Genomic DNA, 23,711 nt, shown 5'->3' with positions numbered 1-23,711 from the left:
TTCTACAATCTGATTTTATCGTTAATAAGCTCTTCGGTTACCGTATAAAACAACTCCATGAAACGTTGTTCTAAAGACAGTCCTTCCTTGAATTTTTTCTCTTTCTTATTCAAATAGCCATCGAATAAAGCATAATTTGAATCCACACGAAACAGTACTTTTTTAGTTTCGCACCCCTTGACCAAACTGAACACCGCATTCCTATTCTCACCTAATTCAAAAGGAGCGAATCCGCGTTTGTTGTTTTGCATTTCTGTCAACCATGTCACATATTCCGCCACGAATCTATTGATATAGCTTTTCACATAACGGTCAGCGAACCATTTTTTTTCATTAAAGCGAACCGTCCAAGGCAATTTTTGGCGAATGGAATCACTCAACTGCTCGTTAATGAATTTACAGAACAAGGTAAACTGTGTCAATGGTTTGGCAATTGTATCATAAGTCATATCACAGAGATCGGGAAGAGTCAGATTCTCGGAATTTGACTTTACACCAAACTCCCGATAAATAGTTTGAGGACTTCTTTCCTTGATACTCTTATCAAAATCCACAATAGCCAAAGCGGCTGCAAGTTCCATCAAATGAGCATCATTCTTTTGATTTTCACCGCCTTCGTTGTTTTCATACTTATTCTTTATGTCATCCGCCAAATAGTACAAGAGATCAATAGTACTCATATTCTGATTATAGTAAGTCAATGCCGCCTTCGTTTTCGAAATGAACGTAGCCTGATCAATAGCACTTTCGTCTTTTGGTTTTACGCCAAAATAGGGCAATACGGAAATAGCTCCTATCACGCAGTCCTGGATTTCTTTACCATTCGGAAACTGACTGTCTTTCTGCAATAATGTGCGCAGGTTCTTTAAAAGTACAGGAAAACCACTGGCTCCTGTTCCACCGAATATGGAACTGATAATAAAGATCTTGTCTCCCCCTTGAAAATCGGATGCAAAATCAAGAAACTGAACAGATTGAGTGAAACGGTTGAGCACCACACTCCCAATATTGGGATTTCCTTTAAAACCCACTTCCATATCCGAATTCAAATTATCATCCGAAAACAATATTTTGGCAAAAGCTTGATTGGCTCTATCCATAGTACTCAATTGAATATACTCCTTGAAACGCAAATTTTGAGTATTTTCCAGATTCATTCTAAATCCCGGCAATAGTTCCCTTATCTCTGTACGAAAGAAATCACATTGAGTATCGGTGGTAAAGGTTAATTTCCCACGAATGTTATTAAACGTATGTATCAAGTCCACAGTACGTGTCAAGTCGGCCGCTGCTACATCAGGGTCTATAATGATAGGAACAATAGCATCCGAGTCCATTTGTACTCCACTCGCCAACAACATGGTTAAAGATTTGATAACTCGCGATCCGGTTCCACCGATTCCGAAAATATAGATTTTACTCATACTGACTTTTTTATTTAAAAAGGTGATTTTCTACAATTAACGCTTCTCCATTTCAACAACATCGAAAGCATAAAAAAAAGGAATAAGGATATGATGGCATTGGCAAGACTGAATCCCCAGAAACTGCTATCCGTTATATAAGACTCGATAATAGTTCCGGCTTCATCTCTCTGGTAAAGCAGACAATCCCCTATCAAGTTGTTTTTAAAGTCCTCAATAATCCACCAATAGGCAAAGAAAAAGCAGAGCAAACTATTGGAAAACAGCATAATCAACCAACTCCACCAACGATGAAAACGACTACTGTTTATGATATAATAGTAGAGCACACCTATCACAAGCGAGATAGAAAGAGTCCATAAGGCAATACGCGAAAAGAGTGCAGGATTGGTATAATCTCCTGTCTCGCAATTATATCCCCACAGATACTCACCCAGTTGCTGTCCGAACAAAGATTCAAAAAAGCAATAAATACGGCCTATAAATTCCATAACCTAAAATTATTAATTAATAAAAACTTTTAATTCCGCAAAGTTGTTGTTATCATCCTTGGTGAAAGCTTCATAGATTCCCTCAAAAAGATACCTCAATCCATAGGTTTGCGTCATGGCATCACCTTCGTGTATATCTAGTCCTTCTTCATCCGTACATTGGATAATCCATGACGGCAACCGCTTCTTTAACGCAACTTTCAAATCGCATTTACCAGGCTTCGGCATTTTGGAATTCAACGTAAAACCTAACAGATGTGAATGTTTTCCTTTCCCTTTGAAGGTTGAGACACTTAACGCATAATCTTTGGAATTCAATTCATAATTCTCCGGTTCAAGCAAATAGTCATTTTCAATCGGAAAATCGGAAAAATCCACACCCAAAGAAAACATAAAGTTTCCCTTGTTCTTTCCTTTAGAGGCTTTTTCCGCATCAACAATGTGATATTTAGGGTTTTTCATGCACTTCTTGAATGTGCCAATCTTAGGAATACCAACAATTTCATAGTTTACCTTATGCGGCATATTACTGATGGTAAAAGAATGTTCAACCCCTCTTCCTTTGATTTTATCTTCCGGCACTTTTCGGGTGATGACATTGACCATCTCCTCACTCCCTATCAGCAGGAGATAAAAAGGACGTATTTCATTGATATTGGTAGGTTGATTCAGCCTATTATAGTACCGTCCCTTAAATTTTCCATTTAGCCGATATGCTTTCACACAAAGGTCATTATAGTCTTTCAATTTATCAGCGAAAGCGACCTTAATGCCAATTTGTTGATTGACAAGATATTCGGAAGCATTAACGCCACTACCCGGAGAAAAGATGCAATCAGATATGAAGATGGACACCGTTTCATCATCGGTCTTATCCAAAATAGAAGTCATCATTTCTGCTATATCCGTCACACCTAAAGAACCTCCCGCACTTACAAAATGATTGGGAGACAACTTCTCAATAAAATCTTTGATGCGAGCACTATGTCCAAGGTTACTTTGCTGTGGAATGATTCGATTGTTAATATAGTACAAGTTCAAAGAGTCGATACCACTCAAACAAATATCGGACAAATAGCTGTATACAGATTCTTCAAACTCCGTCAATCCATTGACATAGCCGAACATACTGCCCGAGTTTTCCAAATATACATTCACTATCGGTTTTTGCCCACTTAAGTTCCTGGACATTCCCGATTTGAACGTTTGGCATCGAGGACATTCTTTTGTGCCCAAATCATTACAGCCGCATAGCATAAACATACATACAGTCAATGCCACTGCATAAAGTGATTGATTTAGCAATCCGCTTACCCGCATCATAGCGCCTTAAAAGTGTTGCGCCCGACAGATTCCCGAACCGAACGGTTCATAAATTAGATATAAGTAATCATATAAAAAAAAAGCGCGGGAATCTGTACCTGTCACTCGTCCCGCTACTTTAGGCCTTCGCATTGCCCATCACTGTAGAACGAGCAACGCAGAAGCCCACGCCGATATGTATACGAAACATCATACGCCTTTCAGGTTTCCCCCAAAAGCATATCAAGAATATAAACATATCCCGCAGACATCTACCGTTGCTTTGTTCTTTGACAGTGATTAAAAGTTGCGAAGTTTTAAAGTAGCCAAAGACAAAACGTCAAGTAAACGCCTTTCTTTATATAATATACGCCCCACACCTCCCTAATCTCATAAATGAGATATCGGCGTGAGATCGTTTGCAAATCTATGAAAATATAATTGAATATCCTACATCGAGACAATCTTTTTGTTTGCTACCTATACAAAGACACCGTTTCCCGCCGACTACGTTCATATTACCATCACTTCTCTTCCAATTCATTAACAAATAAATTGCTCTTCATCGCTCACAAACTTCTTTTTGCCGAACAATAAACTTTTCTTTGCCTAAATATAAACTATAGACAAAGGCTTTGATTGTAAAATTGAAAGCTTCATTTTTATAAATGCAAGCTTCGTTTGTAAAAACAAAGGCTTCGTTTATAGTTTGTGATTAGGCAAAAAGCTCTTTAAAACCGGAAGAAAGGAAGTTTGGAATGAGTACAAAAGAAGTTTTCTATTAATAGAAAGGAACAAATCTGCTAATACTTTAACCCCACTGATATAATGCGTGAAGATACACCATATATATAATATTACACACATCTGCAAGGAGACAGGGAAGGCGTGATACTAATCCGAGTACTGATAAACTTTTAAATCAAACTTCGGAATCATTGCCAGCAAATGATCGAAGATATCCGACTGAATACGCTCGTATTCTTTCCAGACCTTATTGCGGGAGAAGAAATAAACCTGAATAGGTACTCCGTACATCGTAGCTTCTTTCTGACTGATAATCAAATCCAACTCCTGATTGACCACAGGCAGACTACACAAATAGCGTTCAATATATACCCTGTACACTTGAGAATTGGTAGGAACGACTCCTTCTTCCGGCTGATAATCCGCCATTAATGGAATTTCTTTCCGGTAACGGTCCAACATTTCCGGAGTACAGAATTGAAGTGTAGTCAAATCCAAAGTTATACTCTTCATCACCCGTCGTCCTCCCGACTGTGTCATTCCCCGCCAATTCTGAAAAGGACTGCTCACTAATGTATAAGGAGGAATAGTGGAAATGGTATTATCAAAATTCTGGATCTTGACTGTATTCAGCGTTATTTCCTGTACAATGCCATTTGCGTCACCGGAAGGAAGCGTCACCCAGTCCCCCGGACGAACCATATCGTTGGCAGAAAGCTGGATACCCGCCACAAAACCTAATATGGAATCTTTGAATACTAACATTAAAATAGCCGCTGAAGCGCCCAAGCCCGCAAACAAAGTAGCCGGAGACTTATTCACGATAATAGCAATGATTACAATCCCGCCAACAAAGAAAAGAAGCACCTGCAACACTTGGATAAAACCTTTCATCGGGCGGTCTTTCATCGACTCTCTTCCGTCATAGATATCCATTATCATCAACAGAATCCCATTTATAGCCAATAGTAAAGAGAAAATAATATAAATGACGCACGCCTTCTGGGAAATCAGCAACAGCTCTTTTCCACGGATAAAAGCCATCGGCAACAACGAATAAACCAGAAAAGCCGGGATGGTATGAATCAAATTATGAAATACCCTACGCTTCATCAACAATGTATTCCATTGATGAGGTTTACGTCTCGTATACTGTTTCATACCTCCAATAAGAATTGCCTGGCAAAGATAATTCAAAACGATAGCAACCACTATCATCAGTAAAGCCATAATAGTCTCATCAAAACGATCGGCAACTGCCGGATCTATTCCCCAATTAATGAGGGTTTTATTCATCCATTTTCCTAAATCTACTACTAACATAACTTCTGTCTTTTTTTATAAATAACAGTAAAATATTCATTTGGTTTAGAAAAAAAGAGACTAGTATCCGATTTATCAAGAATCAAGACACCGGTCTCCACTGCTACTCTCTAAGCATATCATTTTTCGATGAGGGCTCCATCAGGGAATCACCATCACCCCTATTTCATTCATATTTACTTTAGCAACGGTAGCATCAGGTGTAGTGGCCTCCAGTTTAATGAAACGTGCCTGTACTTTCTGACTGAAAGCAACCGTCTGTGGCAACGGATTATGCATAATATTGCTGAACTCTCCACTGGCAGGCACTTCTTTCCAGCTCTTACCATCCATGCTTACAAAGAATTGATAACGGAATGCCATCGTCGGCTTTGCCTCCGCTTTTGAAGGCGCGTACGTGAAACTGCTCAATGTTACCGTCTTCCCCAAATCAATCGTTAATGGAGAAGCAGCAACCTGTTTCCATCCGGAACGCGGCAAATTATTCCAGTCTTCTTTCGTTGTTTCTTCCTGCAAAGGTTCTGCATAATAAGCGGCAACCTGACTAACGTAAGCAGTCAACCGGCACTCGTCTATTCTCACCCGGAGCTTATTGGCATTAACTGCCGGAAAGCGCAACATACGTTTATATCCTATCGTCGTACCTTTTCCTACTTCTTTCCAGCCATTATCCGTCAAGGCTTCCACAGTAAAAGCCTCTACCCTCTGCCCTTTCGTTATATCTTCCTGCAACATGACCAGATTGATTTCCGATTTGGACTTCAAGGCATAGACAGCCTCACCGCCCGAAGTAGTGCTCCAGTATTTTCTTCCGTTTTTCACCCGGTTGTCAGCAAACGTTTGTTGCCGATAATCAGCAAACTCTTTCAACCGCTTGATATCAGCTTCATGAATCAGTCCCCTCCGGTCAGGTGGAATATTCAGCAGGAGCACTGAATTATATCCTACCGACTGGAAATAAATATCTGATAAATGCTTCAAAGATTTCACTTTACCATCTTCCTCCGCATGATAGAACCATCCCGGACGGATAGATACGTCGACTTCCGAAGGATACCAGAATAATTCCGTAGCTTTCTCCAAGATCTTACGACTTCCCAAATCCTCTGCTTTACTGAAAACACCCAAACGTTTGTTGTTCTCTTGTGAACGGGCATATATACCGGGAGTCAACACAGTTGCGTTCCATTCCGTTTCACGGCCTACTCCTTTCTCGTTTCCGACCCAGCGGACATCATCCCCCATAATTGCCATCACAGCTTTGGGTTGGAGGCGTTGGATGGTTTGGTAAAAAGCGTCCCAGTCATACACTTGCTTCTTTCCGTTCGGACCTTCTCCATTCGCCCCGTCGAACCAGACTTCATGCACTTCACCATAATTGGTGAGCAATTCCGTCAATTGCCGAATAAAAAAATCATTGTAACGGGGAGAGTCTCCATAACATTCCGCATTCCGGTCCCAGGGAGAAAGATATACTCCAAACTTCATATCATATTTGTCACAGGCAGCACGAAGTTCTTTCACTACATCGCCTTGTCCGTTTTTCCAGGGAGAAGAGGCCACGGAATGTTTCGTAGTAGCCGTTGGCCAAAGGCAGAAACCGTCGTGATGTTTTGCAGTCAGAAGCACCATTTTAAAGCCGGCTTCCTTGAGGGTACGTACCCATTGTTCAGCATCCAGTTCCGAAGGATTAAAGAGCGCGGGATCTTCTTTCCCGTCCCCCCATTCACGTCCGGTAAAGGTGTTGATACCAAAATGAAGGAAAGCTGTTAATTCCATTTGTTGCCAAGCGTATTGCTGTGGAGTAGGTACCAGACGCGCTGCCATATCAACCTTCTGTTCGATAGTTGCACTTTGAGGAAATTCAACATGCTTCACATAGTAATTTTCTTTTTTCTGCGCCTGCGCTCCACTCATGAGAGTAACAGACAATAAAAGAGAGGTTAGTAGTTTATTCATGGTCTATTAATTATTGCAATCGTACAAAGATAAAATAAAGGTGCAGATTTCACGATCCTCATGGAATATTTTCTTACGACATTCCATCCAATCAGTGTAACCCCCACCTTTATATATAATCTAAATAACCTATTGATTTAGTATCTATTTCACCGGATAAAGGGTAAATTCAAAACTCTGTTTCTTTAATGGAACCAAGTATTGCGGTAATACTCCGGGACCACAAGTAGCCGTTCCCACACCTGCCTGTTCAGCATCCAGATGCACTGTCAGCAATCCATCGCGTTCCAGTTCATTGATATGGCGGGCCTTCTCTAATAATACATCCGAAAAAGGAATGATACTAAACTGGAAAGCACGATCCGACTCAACAAAGATACCTTCGCCGGAAGTATCTCCCAACTTCACCCAACGTACATCGGTGCGGTTGCCTGTAGATTGCGGAGCAACATAATAGTGGAACATCCGTTCCGGTGTGGTCTGATATACACCGATTTTACCGGACTGATTGCGGTCAATATAGGTTTCATTATCTCCACGTCCCAAGTAAGAAACCTGATCGTAGGCGTTCGACACACGGAACGTCAATCCCAGGCGTGCCATTGATTTCACGATGGTCGTGTCGGGTTGGAAAGTTGTATGTACTTTCAGTGCACCGTTTCTATCCAGTGAATAAACAAAGTCAGCAATTCCTACCCTTTGCGTTTTTGCATTTAGAATTTCTACACGGGCAGTGGTCGAAGTCTTACTTTCCTTCAATGACACTACTTTCTGGGTCAGACAATCCAATCCCGCATCACGCCACAAGCGTGCGCCGTTCTTATCCCGGTTGTCATTATCCGTTGCCGGGCGGTAAAGGCTCAATGTCAGCGGAGTAGCCAATAATTCTTTGCCGTTCAGGTTCAATGAAGTCAGTGCGCCAGTTTGCTTATCAACGGTGAAAGTCGTTTCACCTGCTTTGTGCGGACGGTAGCCTGTGTAGTTCTTATTACCGGCAAATACAAACTGGTCGTATGCCACCTCCCAATCCTTATCTATCATTGAAGAAGCTTCACGACGGGTCCAGCTGATATTCAAATAAGCCTCACGGACTGTATTCGGAAGTTTTACAGCACCCAAAGTAACATCAACAGTAGCGTGCGGTGCACAATCAACCGTTTTTGTACCTTCCGCCAAAATCTTGCCATTATCTGCCGTCACATTCCAGTTCAGTACATACTCATTCAAGTTAGAGAAATCATACCAGTTCTTGACACGGATAGTCAGATTCTTCTGATTCGCCAGCGTTACTTTTATGTTCTGATATACTTTCTTTACTTCGAGCAAATGCGGGTGCGGTTCACGGTTGGCGCCCACCAAACCGTTACAGCAGAAGTTTCCGAAACTTGGAATTCCTTCCGGTCCGTAATCACCGCCATACGTCCAGTACCATTTACCGTTCTTGTCTATTTCGCGGAATGTCTGATCCACCCAGTCCCAAACGCAGCCACCTTGTGCCATCGGATTGTTTTCAAATACGTCCCAGTATTCTTTCAGTCCGCCGCAACTGTTTCCCATCGCATGAAGATATTCACAAAGAATGAAAGGGCGGTAGATGTCTTTCTCTTTTACGTATGCTTTGATATCGTCTACACTGCGGTACATACGACAGTAAATATCCGTATTATAGTTCAATTCGGCACGTTCATACTGTACAGGGCGAGTTTTCTCTACCGATTTCAGCCAGTCATAAGTACGTTCGAAGTTAATTCCATTTCCTGCTTCATTTCCCAATGACCAGATAACGATAGCCGGGTGATTCTTAGAACGTTCATACATCCGGTGAGTACGATCCATGTGTGCAGTCAGCCAGGTACTATCCTTGGCTAGGGAAGCAGGACCATATCCCATTCCGTGAGATTCGATGTTTGCCTCATCAATCATGTACAAACCGTAACGGTCGCAAAGTTGATACCAGTAAGGATGCGTAGGATAATGCGAGTTACGCACCATGTTGATGTTGTGCTGCTTCATCAGTTTGATGTCCAGTTCCATCAGCTCCTTGCTCACGGTACGTCCCAGTTGAGAATGCTCGTGTCGGTTGGTTCCCTTCACCAATACCGGAACGCCGTTGATGCAGAAACGTCCGTCTTTGATTTCCGAGGTACGGAAACCGACTTCACAACCAGTCAGTTCGGTTACCTTGCCTTGTTCATCCTTCAGTTCGAGTATTAATGTGTAAAGATGAGGATGCTCTGCACTCCAAGCCTTTACATCGGGAATATTCTTTTCATCAAACGTGATAAAATTGCTCAATCCGCGGGATTTTATCCGGATAGCATCCTGCAGGACAGCTTTACCATTGGCGTCTTTCAGGGTATAAGCAATAGAAGTAGCTCCAGATATAGCAGAATGTCCCTCTACGGTCACTTCAAGTCCGAAAATACCATCTTTGTATTTCTCTTTTTCTAAAGAAGCATTCAGTTTATAATCCGCAATGTACTGTTTGGGAGTACTGTAAAGATACACGTCACGTTCGATACCACTCAAACGCCACATATCCTGACATTCCAGATAAGCACCCGAACTCCAGCGATACACTTCCAAAGCAACCACATTTTCGCCTTCATTGAGGACATCTGTAATATCCCATTCGGCAGCCGTCTTTGATCCCTGATTATATCCAAGTAATTTTCCATTCACCCATACATAATAGAAAGAAATGACTCCTTCACAACACAGTACTACCCTGCGTCCTTTCCAGTCGGCAGGCACTTTGAAGGTACGTCGGTAGGAGCCGACTTCATTCTCTGCATAAGGCACCAGCGGCGGATTCTTCTTGAAGTTGAACATTTTATCATCAAACTCATACGTTTCGTTGACATAGATAGCCGTGCCATACCCCTGGCGTTCCCAGTTACCGGGCACATTGATATCCGCCCATCCTCCTGTATAATAAGAAGGTTGGTAAAAGTCCTTCGGACGATTATCGGGATTCTTCACCCAATGGAATTTCCACTTTCCATTGAGACTCATATAAAAAGGAGACTGTTCATACCCTCCCGGCTTTTCAATGTCGGAAGCGTTGGCATAAGGCCATACGTATGTGTGAGGAGCGAGCTTGTTCAGTCCCACCGCATACTGGCTTTGCCATTCGGGCAACGGTTGTTGCTGCGCTAAAGTGAAAGTAGCAGTCAGTCCTGACAATAGAACTAAAAGAGTTCGTTTCTTTAAGCTAATATTCATAAGCATGTCATCATAATTGGTTTATATAATAAATTAGGCACAGATTAAGCTGATTGACGCTATTATTTTATATACTCATCATTCTAAAAACCGTGAAATTCGTGTAATCCGTCTCTAATAATATAAGATTATTCTGCAAGAGCACTTAATTGCTGTTTTTAACTATTTGATTACTATTCTATAATCACTTCATCAAAATAGACTCTCGCTTCCTGACCGGGACGGACATGCTCGTCGGGACATATCCCCGCACCTTCCGCCGTCACTCGGACATAACGGGCAGATACTCCGCCCATATCTATCGAATAGTCATTTCTAAAAGTTCCTTCCAGATAGATTTCTTCCGGAGAGAAGTTCAATTCTCCCATAGTATGGTAGGTTCGATTGTCATCGGAAACTTCTACGCGAATCATCTTCGGTTTATGTGCTCCCATTCCATAATTCGTAATGCAACCGATGGCAAATTTATTCAAAATCTCCCGCCCCTGCAAATCTATCGTGAAAGATATAGAATCATTTTGATTCCAGTTACACCATTCAAAATCAGTATATTTCAGGCTTCCCCGCAATCCGTTGACTAATAACATTTCGTTCTTCTTATTGCCAAGCAAAGGTTTTGCCGTAGCTTTGTTCCATGTGAGTTGCAACTCTAAAGTTTCTCCCATTTGCTTGCCGTTCATAAAGGTAGCGGCTTTCACCATTTGTGTCTTCGTCACACGGATAGGTCCGTCGTAACGATGAGAAGACATTGCCGGATTACTTCCGTTCAGTGTATAATGAATCTCTACATCCGGGCGGATACATTCCAAATTCACTTCCAAATGTCCGTCCACTGATGTCACCGTCTGTTGTATGTTATACATTGAACGGGCATAGACAATTCCTTTTTCCGCAATATGCGCGTTGTATGCGTCCATCCGCTTCAAGAATCCAGACCAGTCCTTCGTTCCTGCGGGCGTCCATGCCACTTCTGCTAAAGCGGCCAGGCGGGGAAACAAAAGATAATCCACATCTTCGGGTTTATTACAGAACTCTGTCCACATACAAGCCTGTACTCCCATTAACAAAGACTCATATTCCGGTTTCCAATCCTTCTGTACAGGTTCGTAATCGAAAACATCTTTCAGGGTATTGTTGCCAAAATAGGTTACCGGTTCAAACCATTGCGGTCCCTGATAACGAATCAAGTATAAGACACGCGCCGGAGTCATGATAAAACGATGTCCCTTTTCGGCAGCTTTCAGAGCAGCCGTACCCATTCCCTGCCAGCCTAGGATAATAGATTCTTCAGGAAGAAAAGAGCTGTTTGTCAACTCATCCCAGCCAATCACTTCACGACCTTTCTTACGCAGATAATCACTGATACGTTTCATGAAGTAACCCTGCAAATCTTCTTCATTGGCCAAACGCTGTTTTTTCATCCGTTTTTGGCAAAGCGGGCATTTCTCCCAGTTTGTCTTTCGCGCCTCATCTCCACCAACATGAATATAGCGAGAAGGGAAAAGCTCTAGAATTTCGTCAAAAACATCTTGCAAGAATGTAAATACGCTATCATTTCCCGCACAGTAGATAATCTCGGAATTTCGTCCTCCCAGTCCGGGAAGTACACCGACAAAGTCTTTCACAACCGGACAGGCAAGCTGGGGATAAGCAGCTAGAGCAGAGTTACTGTGCGCCGGTACATCTATTTCGGGAATGACTTCTATCTGTCTGTCGGCTGCATAAGCTACAATTTCCCGGATGTCCTCCTGCGTGTAGAAACCGCCTATCGGAGTAGGTTCTCCCCGTTCCGGGTTGCGACGTGAGTGGAAAGGCACATCTGTACGGTCTACTCTCCACGCTCCTATTTCCGTCAAACGGGGGTATTTCTTTATTTCAATCCGCCAGCCGTTATCGTCTGTTAGATGAAAATGAAGTTTGTTTATTTTCAGCATCGCCATACAGTCAATGATTCGCAGTACATTCTTTTTAGGGATAAAACAACGTACCGGATCCAACAGTAATCCGCGGAAACCGAAACGGGGTTCATCCTGAACCGTCATTGCCGGAACTCTCCAATCGACATTCCGGACCGGTTGTTCCGATTCTATGGCAGCCGGCAGAAGTTGGCGGATAGATTGCAGGGCATAGAAAAAGCCTTTTGTATCCGAAGCTTTAATGAGTATCTGTTCCGGCGTAATCTCCAGTAAGTAGGCTTCACTTTTTAAAGAAGAATCCGTCACAAAACGGACTTGTCCCTCTTCACGCCCGACATTCAAAGCAGGAGTTATTCCGGCAGCACGAGTAAACAAGTCAATAAAATTGCGGGCAATCACGGCTTGTTCCTGACTTTCTACCGCAAACACCGTTTGGGCTGAAAAGGTGAAGTTACCACGGCCCGGCACAATCTGTGTCGGGCGTGGTACTATTGAAATTAAAGGGGATGTTAAGTTATCAGCCTGCAAAAACGCTGTCAGTGGCGAAAGCAGTATGAGAATGATTAAGATGTATTTTTTCATGGCGTATGTACATTGGTATTATTCCTTGTCTCTCTCCGGTGAGAAGCGGACAGGATCATTGTATTGCTCCTGAAGTTTCAGCATTTCTTCTTTTAGTTCTTTCACTACCGGTTCATATTCAGATTGTCCGTAGAGGTTGTGCATTTCCGACGGGTCTGCCTGCAGGTCGTAGAGTTCCCACCAGTTAATGTCATTATAGAAATGAACCAGTTTATAGCGTTCCGTACGTACACCATAATGACGTTTCACCATGTGTTCAGCGGGATATTCGTAGAAATGATAGTAGAGAGCCTTCCGCCAATCTTTCGGATGTTCGCCTTTCAGCAAGGGGACGAGGGATACACCTTGTATGTCTGAAGGAATCTCTGCTCCTGCCAATTCGAGGAAGGTAGGTGCATAATCGATGTTCTGAACCATTTCGGTGATGTCGCCCCTACGGTCGAATCCTTTCGGCAGACGCATGATGAGTGGTGTACGCATGGATTCTTCGTACATGAAACGTTTGTCGAACCAACCGTGTTCGCCCATGTAGAATCCTTGGTCGGAAGTATAGACAACAAGTGTGTTATCCAGTAATCCCTTCTCTTTCAGGTAGTCGAGTACACGACCAACATTGTCGTCCAGCGACTTCACCGTCTTCATATAATCGCGCATATAACGCTGGAATTTCCAGTTGGCTAGTTCCTTGCCTTGCAGGTTCTGTTTATAGAAATCGTCTATTATTGGGGTGTAGAATTTGTCCCATGCAGCACGTTGTGCTTCATCCATACGACCAATATATTTCTCATATAAGGATTTCAGACGGGTATTTTTGTCGGGACGAAGCATTTTGAGGTCATAAATCATGTCCATGTCTTTCATAATACTCATCTCTTGTGCGGCAGCGGCAGGGCGTCCTTCGTAATTGTCAAAGAAATTGTCCGGTAGCGGGAAGGTTTTATCTTCGTACAAAGCCAGGTTGCAAGTATCTGCCAACCAATTACGGTGAATAGCCTTATGGTGAATCAAAAGACAGAAAGGTTTCTCCGGATTGCGTTTGTTTTCTATCCAGTCAATGGCATCGTCAGTGATAAGGTTCGTGATATATCCATGTTTTTGGATAGTGTCATTGTTCTGTGTGATGAAATCCGGATTGTAGTAGTCGCCTTGTCCGGGGACAATCTGCCAGTAATCAAAACCGGAAGGCAAACTTTCAAGATGCCATTTACCTACCAGTGCTGTCTGATAACCGATTTTCTGCAACAGCTTCGGAAAAGTCTGTTGCGAACTGTCGAATACGCAAGTGGTATTATCATAGAATTTATTAGCACAACTATGTTTACCCGTTATCATGCAGGCACGACTGGGACCGCTTAATGAATTGGCTACAAAACTTTGAGTAAAGCGTACACCATCGGCAGCAATACGATCGAGATTGGGTGTTTCCATGTAGCGTGTGTCATAACAGCTCATCATCTGAGCTGTGTGATCGTCTGTCATAATGTAGACGATATTCAAAGGTTTCTGTTCCACAGGCTTTTGCTTGTTTGAACAGGAAGCAAAGGAAGCTACAGCTGCTACTCCTGCTAAAGGAAAGAATAAGTTTGGTTGCAATTTTTCCATAAATACTAATTTGTATAAGATTGTGTCAGCAAAGATAGAGGACAGCCATCTATTTAACTTCCACAAATTACCATTTAATTTCCAATAATCTCCATTTCTGCATAATTGACTAATAAATAGCCGGAAGCATATCGCCTTCTAACGATAGCTTCCGGCATAAAATTCATTTCACACTATTGAAAGCTAATTGAAAGAGATAGCATTAATAAAATAACTGATTAGCCCAGACTTTTTCAGCATCAGTCTGTACATAATTCTTATTTGTATAGATACGAATCCAATCAATTTCCATTCGAGGCGTATTATCATCCGTTTCACAATTGGCAATACTTTTCAGTACATTATCCCAACCTTCAGGCGCTTTACCAGCAGCCCGTTCCGAGCTTTCAGCCAATCTCATAAAGAAGTAGAGACCGGCACTGCCACCAGCAGCAGTAGCAGGATCAGGATTAGCAGTAGCAGGAGTTCCAGCCTTGTCGAATGGCCACCTGTCAGGAGATTGTGTACGATTCACAGTCAGATTGGTTGCTCCATTAATTCCTAAATTGATTATATTTTCATCCACAAGTTCCACCCAATATATATTCCATTCATTCGCTTGAGGTATTGCTACACTCTTTGAACCTATCTCATTATCAACAGTTACAGCCTGAGTAATTACAGAACCTTGAGTGTTCTTGAGAATATCGATCTCATCTTTCGTGTTCGGAAGGGAATTTTTCTGATTTTTAAGTCCGATTGTCGGAACAAAACCAGTCCGTATTCCTCTCAAACGCGCCTTCACTTCAATTCTCATACCAGGAAAGAACCGAGTATGTTGTGGGGCAAAAATACCACCAAATTTAGAACATTGCAATGCGGCGACACCGTAATCCTTGGTAGCAGTCATGGCACCAGTCCCCTGAACATTTTTATCCACCCACATATTTAAAATACCTTCATTGGTTATATTTGTACATTTTGCATTATTCACAGCTTGTATTTTCTGTGACGGTGCATCATTAATATCAGAAAAGGCCCAAGAAATACGATGTCCGAAAGCATTAGGGGTATTATTTCCGCCACTAAAACTATTATTAATATAATGGAACTCTATCGCATTGCATAATACCCAATCTTTATCTTTCAAAGCTGAAGTGGGATGAGCGCTATTCTTATTCATAGCTATTTTATCTCCCGTAAACCAACTTTCAATTGCAGTTTTATTTTTATCAGACATAAACGGCCTATCCGGGAATTCATACACCTTCGTTATATCAAACAGATTAGGATCTCCCATAGATTCCAAATCAGTCATAGTTATAGTCAGAGTAGAATTTATCATCGGATTCGCTGGAGAATCACTCTCCAGATTCAATACCAGTTGCAAATCCCCTGTCATTTCAAAATCCTGTTTAATAGTCACAGCATCACTTTTTGCCGAAGTTCTTCCTGCAGGAATTGTTAATGTAGACGGTAAATTTTCATACCTATCTCCTTCCCCTTCTTTCGGAGTAATTTTCATATTAAGAGGTACGGAACTTGGTTTTTCAATCTTTGCAACTAATACAAACTTACCACCTTCCATTACTACATTCTCCGCATTGTTCTCCAATGATGCCATTATCCGATAATAATCGGAAACCTTAATTACCTGACTGGAGCCTTCCATCTTATAACCACGGGCAAAAGCCGTAAAGTTTATAGCAGTACTACCCGTCAGTCCGGATGCCTTTATCGGAAAATCCACCTGAATCTGTTTCTCCCCCTTCGGAAAAGTAACGATTCCATTGAACTGTTCGAATACATTCGAAGCATCCTCCGTTCCGGCTTTCGCCGTAAAGTAAATATCAAAATCTTCATTTGCTACAACCTCCTTGCCATCAGCATCCGGTTCCACATTAATATTCACTTTCAAGTGTTCTCCCATCGCAAATGCGTTGTCATTGATGCTCATCGTTAATGGCACGATTTCCGGCAGAGGGCGGTATTTCGTTTCTTCCTCACACCCAGTCAACCCCATGGTCAACAAGCATATCGGAAATATTTTATATAATATGTTCTTCATATCTTTATCTATCTAATTATCATAAATGAATTTTATTCAGTTCCCTTACTTAGTCGGCCATCCCGGATTCTGATTCAGCTCATGGTCCATCTGGATTTCATCCGGTGGTATGGGTAACAAGTAATCACGATCTTCATTAAACTTGTAGCCTTCAGGCAAGTACTCTTTCAACGGATCCATCCATCCTTCATTATCTGTCAGTACATGATTCAGTCCTTCTTTCCGCAATGTAGGCGAAAAGCTCAGATAAAGCACACCGTCTTTGCCCAGATAAGCTCCACGTCCGCGTCCTTCCACACCTTTCAACGTACCGGCTACCCTCCAACGCATCAAGTCATCCAAACGAAAACCTTGCAGAGATAGCTCTGAACGTCTTTCCCGACGTACCTCCTGCACTGCCGGCGGCAGGCCTTGGAAAGGGAAGTGAGGATCAGCCGCCGGAGTAACATAGGCCACACCGGCTCTTTGACGCAATGGCTTTAATGTTTTCTCTGCCACGTTATCATTATACTGCCCTAATTCGGCAGCAGCTTCAGCATAACAAAGCAACCCTTCGGCATAGCGGAACATGACATGAGCCGTTTCACAATTGCCGGTTACATAGGTCGTATCAATGCCAAGGCGAGTATGGAATCCGGTCACGTTCTTGTAAATTCCATCCCCATTCAAGCGCGGAGATGAAATATCTTTATTCTTTTCCTTTTGTTCTGCTTCGGTCCCTGTCTCGTCATACGCTCTCACATTCATCAAGCTATTAGACTTGAACTTACAACCGGTATGCATCACCATAGCCAAAAGTCTTCCGTCACGATCTTTAAATACCTCATTAAAGTCCTTATACTTTTCATCGGTCGGATCAACCGGCGTACCATCCACATTCAGAAAATTATCCACCAAAGACTTGGATAGTCCCGAAGGCTTCACATTATCTGTTACTCCACCGCTAAGCTGTTGAGTAACGGTATTGAACACGCCATCAGCTATTGAATATTTTTTCCAAAAAGTCACTTCGCTAATGTTGGAAAGATCGTTTGAATTGAATAGCTCCGAAAAAGCGTCATCTATATTGGTAGCTTTCGGATTGGTTGCTGTCATATGCAAAGTCAGTCCGGCCGGGAACAAATATTGATCTCCCCAGTTCATCACTTCCTTAAAAAACTCTTCAGAGTTATCTTCCGTTGCAAAATCAGTTCCCTTGTGATACTTCTCCCACGAACCTTCGTACAAAGCAACTCGCATAGCCAGAATCATGGCCGTTTCTCTGTTGACACGCAATCCACTGTATTTACTGCGGGAATGTAAATTAGCACGAGCCTCCGGTATCAACCCAATAGCCGCTTTCAAATCGTTCAGGATAAAACGGGCTGCATCCGCACGTTTTGTCGCAGGAATTTGCAAACCGCCCAACGTAGCATTGCCATCCCAGAAGTCATCCATAATGGGAATATTACCAAAACGTGTGAGCAGATAGAAGTGCCAATAAGCACGGAAGAAATACGCTTCCCCTCTCAATGAAAGCACTTCGTCCGTTTCGTCCACTTCGGAAACTGCGTAATAATGAAAAAAGTAATTCACCATACGCAAGTTTTTATAGCCTTTATTCCAATCGTCAGAGCCACTGAATTGATTATTCTCTCCATTCAGGCGCATATCATACTTTTCCGAAAGGATATTGTCACTGTTCACCTCTTCTCCTCTGACACCAATACCATATTGAGCCGGAGCCGGTAGAGAAGTATACAAATTATTTATATAGCTTTCTACATTCTCTCTAGTTTTCAAGAAATCTTCATTGTTAGGCTGCGTATAGGGTTTACGGTCCAAATAGTCGGAACACGCCGACAACAGTAAGCCTGCAAAAACAGTCAGGATAATTATTTTATTTTTCATGATAGCGTTCCTCTTTAATTAAAATGTAAAATCAAGTCCAAACACGAAATTACGGTTCATCGGATACACCTTTCCGTTACCATTCTGATTTTGAGCCGAGGTAAGTCCCGGAGCAGCCGCGTTACTTCCGCCTGCCCACGCGTTCACCTGATTAAGGGTTTCCGGATCAAACTGATTCGGCAGTTTACTGATGGTAAACAGGTTATCGCATGTAAAGTATACTTTCAGGTTACTTAGTCCAATATTCTTCAACAATTGAGGCTTAAAAGTATAGGATACTGTCAAGTTCTTCATACGCATATATGCCGCATTCAGCATATAGCGGGTAGTATTGTATCCCGTATTGGCATTCGTTGTCTGGGCATCGGTCGTCAGTCGAGGTAGATATCCATTGGGATTCTCGGGACTGAAATAATCGAGATGCTCCTTGAACCATTCTTTACCACCGAATAGGTAAGTACTGGCGGCCATCGGGAAATCTCTCTTGGCAACTCCTTGCAGCAAAGTGGATATTTCAAATCCCTTATATCCTACGTTTAGATTGATACCGAAACTGTATTTGGGAGTGGCATTACCGATAATTTTCAAATCACCATGGTCGGCCAATGTACCCTTACCCGGATCCACTTTACCGTCACCGTCGGAATCAATGTATTTCAAGTCGCCTCGTTGCCACTTGTCACCGGACTTAAAGAAACTAAGATCTACTTGTCTGAGGTATGCATCCACTTCACGATTGGACAAAAAGAGATCATTCGCTTCATATCCCCAAATCTCACCAACGTCCATTCCTTCATAATATCCTTTATTAGTTGCCAAACCGGTATGATTGTTGTATATCAACCCCTCCGGATTATTATATTTGGTGACAACAGCTTTGTAATTGAATACATTGAATCCTATGCCATAGCTAAAACCACATTTCAACTGGTCCTGCCAGTTTACAGACAATTCCCAACCACGATTACGTAAAGTAGCGTTATTGACCTTCGCACGGTCATCCGTACTAATACCTCCGAGATTCGGAATAGCTTCAGCAGGTCCAATCATGTCGCGCGTGGTACGCTGATAAATATCGGCAGTAATAGACAGTCGGTTATCCAACAACATCAAGTCGATACCTAAGTTGGCATTATCCACCTTCTCCCACGTAATATACGAACTGATCATCTTAGGCGTAGTGGCTAAAGTTCCTTTTTGAGGAGTAGCTTGCACACCGGGCAACAGCCAAGCATTGGGTGAATCGGAGGTCAAACTCTGAATCCCAAGGTAATCGTAGAGTCCCGCTCCGTTCTGATTACCCAAGCGACCGTAAGAAACACGTACTTTCAATTGAGAAACCGGCAGATTCAAAGCTTTGAAATAGTCGGTACGAGAAATGTCATAACCGGCTGAGAAAGAAGGGAACAATCCCCAGCGATTTCCCGGAGCAAAACGGGAAGAACCGTCATAACGTCCACTGAATTCCAGAAAATAAATCTCCTTGTAATTCCAATTCAGTTTAGCGTACATACCCATTGTAGCCCAATGCGTCCGGTCTTCACCTGCCAATACTTGCCCGTTAGCATTCACAAAAGAGAATATATCACTAGTCAGCAATCCGTCTTTATAAGTATAACCATTCGAATTTTCTTGCAGTTCCATCTGGAAACCCGCCATCGCCTTAAAGAAGTGGTCGCCCCAAGCATGTGTGTAGGATGACGATACGTTTGGAGACAGGTAGTAGTTGAAAGTATTACCGCGTGTATAAGAGCCCCAATTAGAGTTTTTCCAGTTCATGCCCGGATATTGATACCCCTGCTTGGTTCCCTTACTTATATCCAACGTTCCGTCAGGCTTTTCAGCAGTGGGATATCCGCGTTTGAAGTCATTGTTTTCCACATCGAAGCGTACTTTCATTTCACCTACAATATCCCAACCTTCCAGCGGAGTAATCGTAGTGGCAAACGACATCGCATCAGAAATTCTGTTCTGCACATAATGCGATTGTTTCAGATAACGGTATTCGGAATTGTCATTATATTCCGACTTTACAGGAAGATGGGTAGGAGAATTCGGAAAGCTGCTTCCGATAGTTCCATAAAAAATGGTCTGGTTAGCCATCGGACGCTTCAGTATATTCAGCGAAAGGTTATTATTGAAATTAAACTTCAACCATTTATTGGCTCGGATCTGAAACTTCGAGTTTACATTGTACTTACTCAAGTTATCGTCCACTTGATCCAGTAATCCTTCCTGGTAAATATATCCCAAACCTACGTAATAATTAAATTTATCAGAACCTCCCGTTACGCTCAGATTATGAGAATGACGGATGGAAGCTTTTTTAAAGTAGTAATCATACCAGTCGGTATTGGCATACACAGCATCTTTAGAACCTGCCCAACCGGTACCGTCCGCATTAGGTCCTATGCCCGGGAACTTTTCCGAATAAGGATTCTCCATAAAGCCCTGCATCTTTTCGATGAGCGCATCAGGAATCGAGTGTTTTACTCCATCGTTATCATCTCGTTCGTTCAGATAATTGGCAAATTCAATAGAATTCATCATTTGGGGCATATTAATAGGAGAACTGAATCCTACAGTACCACTGTATGATATACGTGTTTTTTCCTTTTTACCACTTTTGGTAGTGACGATAACCACACCATAGGCGGCACGTGCACCATAAACGGCAGCAGCAGAAGCATCTTTCAAAACACTGATGGTTTCAATGTCGGCAGGATTCACATTCTGCAAACTTTGCTCCACTCCGTCTACCAATACATAAGGTTCGCCTCCATTGATAGAACCGATACCACGAATATTGAATTTAATTTCGGCACCGGTCTCACCGCCTACCCCATTAGCAACCGCATCAGAAGAGAAGTTTAAACCGGCTACATTACCCTGAAGGGCACTCGTGAGGTCAGTAACCGGACGGTTGACAATAGCATCGGAACCTACAGTAGCCACCGCCGCCGTAATGGTGCTTCGTTTCTGTTTATCCATACCTACTACTACCACTTCATCCAAGACTTTTGTATCCTCTTTTAACGTAAATCGGTTGCCTTCTGCTTTTGTCACCTTTATTTCAAGGGGAGTAAAACCGACATAAGAAATAACCAATGTGTTACCTACTTTCCCTTTCACGGAAAAGTTACCGTCAATGTCAGTCAGCGTCCCATCTTTAGAACCTTTCACCATCACTGTGGCGCCGATAATGGTTTCACCTTTATCATCTACCACTTGTCCTTTTATCATTTGTTGCTGTGCCAACGCACTCAAAGGAAAGGATAGCAGGAGTATCAGAAACAGAATCAAAAATTTCTGTACTCGCATGAACTTCTTTTTTTCCATAATATTGTATTTGATTAATTTAGATTCTCTTTTATTCCGTCGGATTCGCATAATATTCAAACTCTTCTTTTATGGCCTTCAACAAAGACTTATTATTGGTTACGTCAATATCCGTTGCCAAATCCCAACTCATAATACCTGCAAAGCCTTCTTCACACACATATCTCGCTTTCTTGCGAATCGTTTCTACACTGTTGAAAGTATATGTATTTCCTTTATATGTATATGTATCCTCAATCGTAGTAGCCAGACCGTCATTCACGAAATCATAATAGGCAGCAATCAGACTACCCGTAGAACCATAGAAAGGGACTCCCATCACTAGTTTATTCTTAGGAATTCCATATGTTATAGCCATTTCTCCATCTTTTACAAATTGCTCATAAGGAAAACGCATCACTGCAGGGCCATAACATTGATAAGAGATAAAATCCAGTGCATCAATAGCTTCCGGAGATATTTTAAAAGAAACCGGATGCAAAGACGCAGTGAAGTAAACATACTTTCCTAATGTAGAACGCATTTGGATAACTGTTGCACTATAATTATTAAATTCATTCGTATTTGTAGGCCATTCAAAATCAAAATCAACTCCATCAAAATCATATTGTTCGATAATCTTCTTCACCTCGGAAGCAAATCTTGTGCGAGCAGTGGCATCAGCCATCATCTTTTTCCATTCTCCACCGGCAATGCCCAAGCGCAATCTTCTATCTCCCTGTTGTCCCTGTAAAGCGGTACGTATATTATTCAAACGCCCCAGCCAGGAATGTGAATCCTTGCCAGGTTTCGTGGCATCATCGTATTTCCAGTAAGCAAGTATTTTGGAATTATTCCAATTGTCAAAGGTGATAGGATTTCTACCTGATGTACCTACTACCAGACTGCTTACAAAAGTTTCATCTAAATAACCTTTAAATTTATCTCCAATCAAAAAATCAGTACGTGTATTAGGTACTTCATTAGGGAGAGCACCTACAAAACTTATTGCAGTATTGTTTGTATCCACATAAAGTTTCGCCGTTCCCTGTTCATAAGTCAGCCCAATATAGTGCCAGCCTGTTGCCAGATCAGGAGTGGTAACGGTTGCAACCGAACTTCCAATAGACAGTTTCAAACTATTAGCTGTCGCACCCATTTGAAAAGCAATGATCGTGGAGTTTCCATCCATTTTCTTAAAGAGAAAAGCTCCGTCCACCCATTCACTTATATATATATAGGTACCAAAGGTGAATTTATTAAAGGCCCCATCAGCAGAGTGAAGTAATCCATCACCGCCATTCATAAAACTTGTTCCTTCAAATTTAACCACTCCATTACGACCTTGAAAAGTGCCTGTATGAGATACGTTTGTCATCGTCGCATCATTCAACGGCAATTCAAAAGCTACCTCACCATTTGCATAAGGACGCGCTGCCAAATAAATCAAATCTGTACAAGCACCCATACTGGCTGCCGAAATACGGTTTATTTCAAAAAAATCCCCCCGAATGTAAGAGCAATTAATGAATGATTTTACAGTAGGATCATCCGGTTCTTCCGGTTCACCAGGTTTTCCTGTGATTGCACCTTCAGGAGGAGTACCAGTTGGAACGTCTACCCATTTTGTGTCTTTACAAGCTGTCAACGTTCCAAAAAGGAAGAGACAAAGAAATAGGAATTTGTTTCTCATAAATTTAATAATTAAGATTAGCTTTATTTAATAATTGTGCTGTCCCTTTTGACAATCACGATCACAAATGTAGGCTATATTAAAGGCAAAGAATGTTCTATTTTAGCTACGATTCTTCCAAATTTGTCTAAAATCGTCCATTTCATCGATATATCTAAACATCATAGACATTGTTGGACATCTTACGAATCA

12 protein-coding genes are annotated in these 23,711 nt (G+C 42.1%); all 12 read right to left on the bottom strand.

What is annotated here, in order from left to right; all coding sequences use genetic code 11:
• Positions 1 to 2: 2 nt before the first annotated feature.
• The gene (locus tag AB5217_RS14110) at positions 3 to 1,424 is read right to left on the bottom strand and encodes a hypothetical protein (RefSeq protein ID WP_032845438.1); all 1,422 of its coding nucleotides are present in this window, start codon (positions 1,422 to 1,424) and stop codon (positions 3 to 5) included.
• A gap of 14 nt (positions 1,425 to 1,438) precedes the next feature.
• The gene (locus AB5217_RS14105) at positions 1,439 to 1,915 is read right to left on the bottom strand and encodes a hypothetical protein (protein ID WP_032845437.1); all 477 of its coding nucleotides are present in this window, start codon (positions 1,913 to 1,915) and stop codon (positions 1,439 to 1,441) included.
• Positions 1,916 to 1,927: 12 nt separating this feature from the next.
• Complete coding sequence (locus tag AB5217_RS14100; protein ID WP_139147492.1) at positions 1,928 to 3,106, bottom strand: hypothetical protein; 1,179 nt, start codon at positions 3,104 to 3,106, stop codon at positions 1,928 to 1,930.
• Between the two features lie 1,005 nt (positions 3,107 to 4,111).
• Positions 4,112 to 5,287, bottom strand: a complete 1,176-nt coding sequence (locus tag AB5217_RS14095; protein WP_032845434.1) for a mechanosensitive ion channel family protein — start codon at positions 5,285 to 5,287, stop codon at positions 4,112 to 4,114.
• Positions 5,288 to 5,428: 141 nt separating this feature from the next.
• Positions 5,429 to 7,246 carry an alpha-L-fucosidase gene (locus AB5217_RS14090; RefSeq protein ID WP_004304358.1) on the bottom strand — a complete coding sequence of 606 codons (1,818 nt, stop codon included), beginning with the start codon at positions 7,244 to 7,246 and terminating at the stop codon, positions 5,429 to 5,431.
• Positions 7,247 to 7,390: 144 nt separating this feature from the next.
• On the bottom strand, positions 7,391 to 10,477 hold the full coding sequence (locus AB5217_RS14085; RefSeq protein ID WP_080706880.1) for a glycoside hydrolase family 2 TIM barrel-domain containing protein: 3,087 nt from the start codon (positions 10,475 to 10,477) through the stop codon (positions 7,391 to 7,393).
• A gap of 167 nt (positions 10,478 to 10,644) precedes the next feature.
• Positions 10,645 to 12,969, bottom strand: coding sequence for a glycoside hydrolase family 20 protein (locus AB5217_RS14080; RefSeq protein ID WP_042994254.1), 2,325 nt, complete (start codon positions 12,967 to 12,969; stop codon positions 10,645 to 10,647).
• Between the two features lie 18 nt (positions 12,970 to 12,987).
• Positions 12,988 to 14,571: a sulfatase gene (locus AB5217_RS14075; RefSeq protein ID WP_032845431.1), complete on the bottom strand. Its 1,584-nt coding sequence runs from the start codon at positions 14,569 to 14,571 to the stop codon at positions 12,988 to 12,990.
• Positions 14,572 to 14,773: 202 nt separating this feature from the next.
• Positions 14,774 to 16,618 (bottom strand): DUF5006 domain-containing protein, encoded by a 1,845-nt coding sequence (locus tag AB5217_RS14070; protein WP_004304362.1) that lies wholly within the window; start codon positions 16,616 to 16,618, stop codon positions 14,774 to 14,776.
• 45 nt (positions 16,619 to 16,663) lie between these two features.
• On the bottom strand, positions 16,664 to 18,508 hold the full coding sequence (locus tag AB5217_RS14065; RefSeq protein WP_032845430.1) for a RagB/SusD family nutrient uptake outer membrane protein: 1,845 nt from the start codon (positions 18,506 to 18,508) through the stop codon (positions 16,664 to 16,666).
• 18 nt (positions 18,509 to 18,526) lie between these two features.
• Positions 18,527 to 21,847, bottom strand: a complete 3,321-nt coding sequence (locus tag AB5217_RS14060; protein WP_004304364.1) for a SusC/RagA family TonB-linked outer membrane protein — start codon at positions 21,845 to 21,847, stop codon at positions 18,527 to 18,529.
• A 31-nt stretch (positions 21,848 to 21,878) separates the two neighbouring features.
• Complete coding sequence (locus tag AB5217_RS14055) at positions 21,879 to 23,519, bottom strand: glycosyl hydrolase family 18 protein (protein WP_004304365.1); 1,641 nt, start codon at positions 23,517 to 23,519, stop codon at positions 21,879 to 21,881.
• Positions 23,520 to 23,711 lie beyond the last annotated feature (192 nt).

Source organism: Bacteroides sp. MSSM.1001136sp1_RTP21357st2_D2_RTP21359_211015, from assembly GCF_040913205.1.
In the GTDB taxonomy this organism is placed as follows: domain Bacteria; phylum Bacteroidota; class Bacteroidia; order Bacteroidales; family Bacteroidaceae; genus Bacteroides; species Bacteroides ovatus.
Note: the sequence above shows the minus strand (reverse complement) of the source record. Positions and strands in the feature narration are given on the sequence as shown.

Coding starts and splice junctions, on each gene's coding strand:
- AB5217_RS14110 (WP_032845438.1), bottom strand. CDS start 1,424: ATGAGTAAAATCTATATTTTCGGAATCGGTGGAACCGGATCGCGAGTT.
- AB5217_RS14105 (WP_032845437.1), bottom strand. CDS start 1,915: ATGGAATTTATAGGCCGTATTTATTGCTTTTTTGAATCTTTGTTCGGA.
- AB5217_RS14100 (WP_139147492.1), bottom strand. CDS start 3,106: ATGTCCAGGAACTTAAGTGGGCAAAAACCGATAGTGAATGTATATTTG.
- AB5217_RS14095 (WP_032845434.1), bottom strand. CDS start 5,287: ATGTTAGTAGTAGATTTAGGAAAATGGATGAATAAAACCCTCATTAAT.
- AB5217_RS14090 (WP_004304358.1), bottom strand. CDS start 7,246: ATGAATAAACTACTAACCTCTCTTTTATTGTCTGTTACTCTCATGAGT.
- AB5217_RS14085 (WP_080706880.1), bottom strand. CDS start 10,477: ATGCTTATGAATATTAGCTTAAAGAAACGAACTCTTTTAGTTCTATTG.
- AB5217_RS14080 (WP_042994254.1), bottom strand. CDS start 12,969: ATGAAAAAATACATCTTAATCATTCTCATACTGCTTTCGCCACTGACA.
- AB5217_RS14075 (WP_032845431.1), bottom strand. CDS start 14,571: ATGGAAAAATTGCAACCAAACTTATTCTTTCCTTTAGCAGGAGTAGCA.
- AB5217_RS14070 (WP_004304362.1), bottom strand. CDS start 16,618: ATGAAGAACATATTATATAAAATATTTCCGATATGCTTGTTGACCATG.
- AB5217_RS14065 (WP_032845430.1), bottom strand. CDS start 18,508: ATGAAAAATAAAATAATTATCCTGACTGTTTTTGCAGGCTTACTGTTG.
- AB5217_RS14060 (WP_004304364.1), bottom strand. CDS start 21,847: ATGGAAAAAAAGAAGTTCATGCGAGTACAGAAATTTTTGATTCTGTTT.
- AB5217_RS14055 (WP_004304365.1), bottom strand. CDS start 23,519: ATGAGAAACAAATTCCTATTTCTTTGTCTCTTCCTTTTTGGAACGTTG.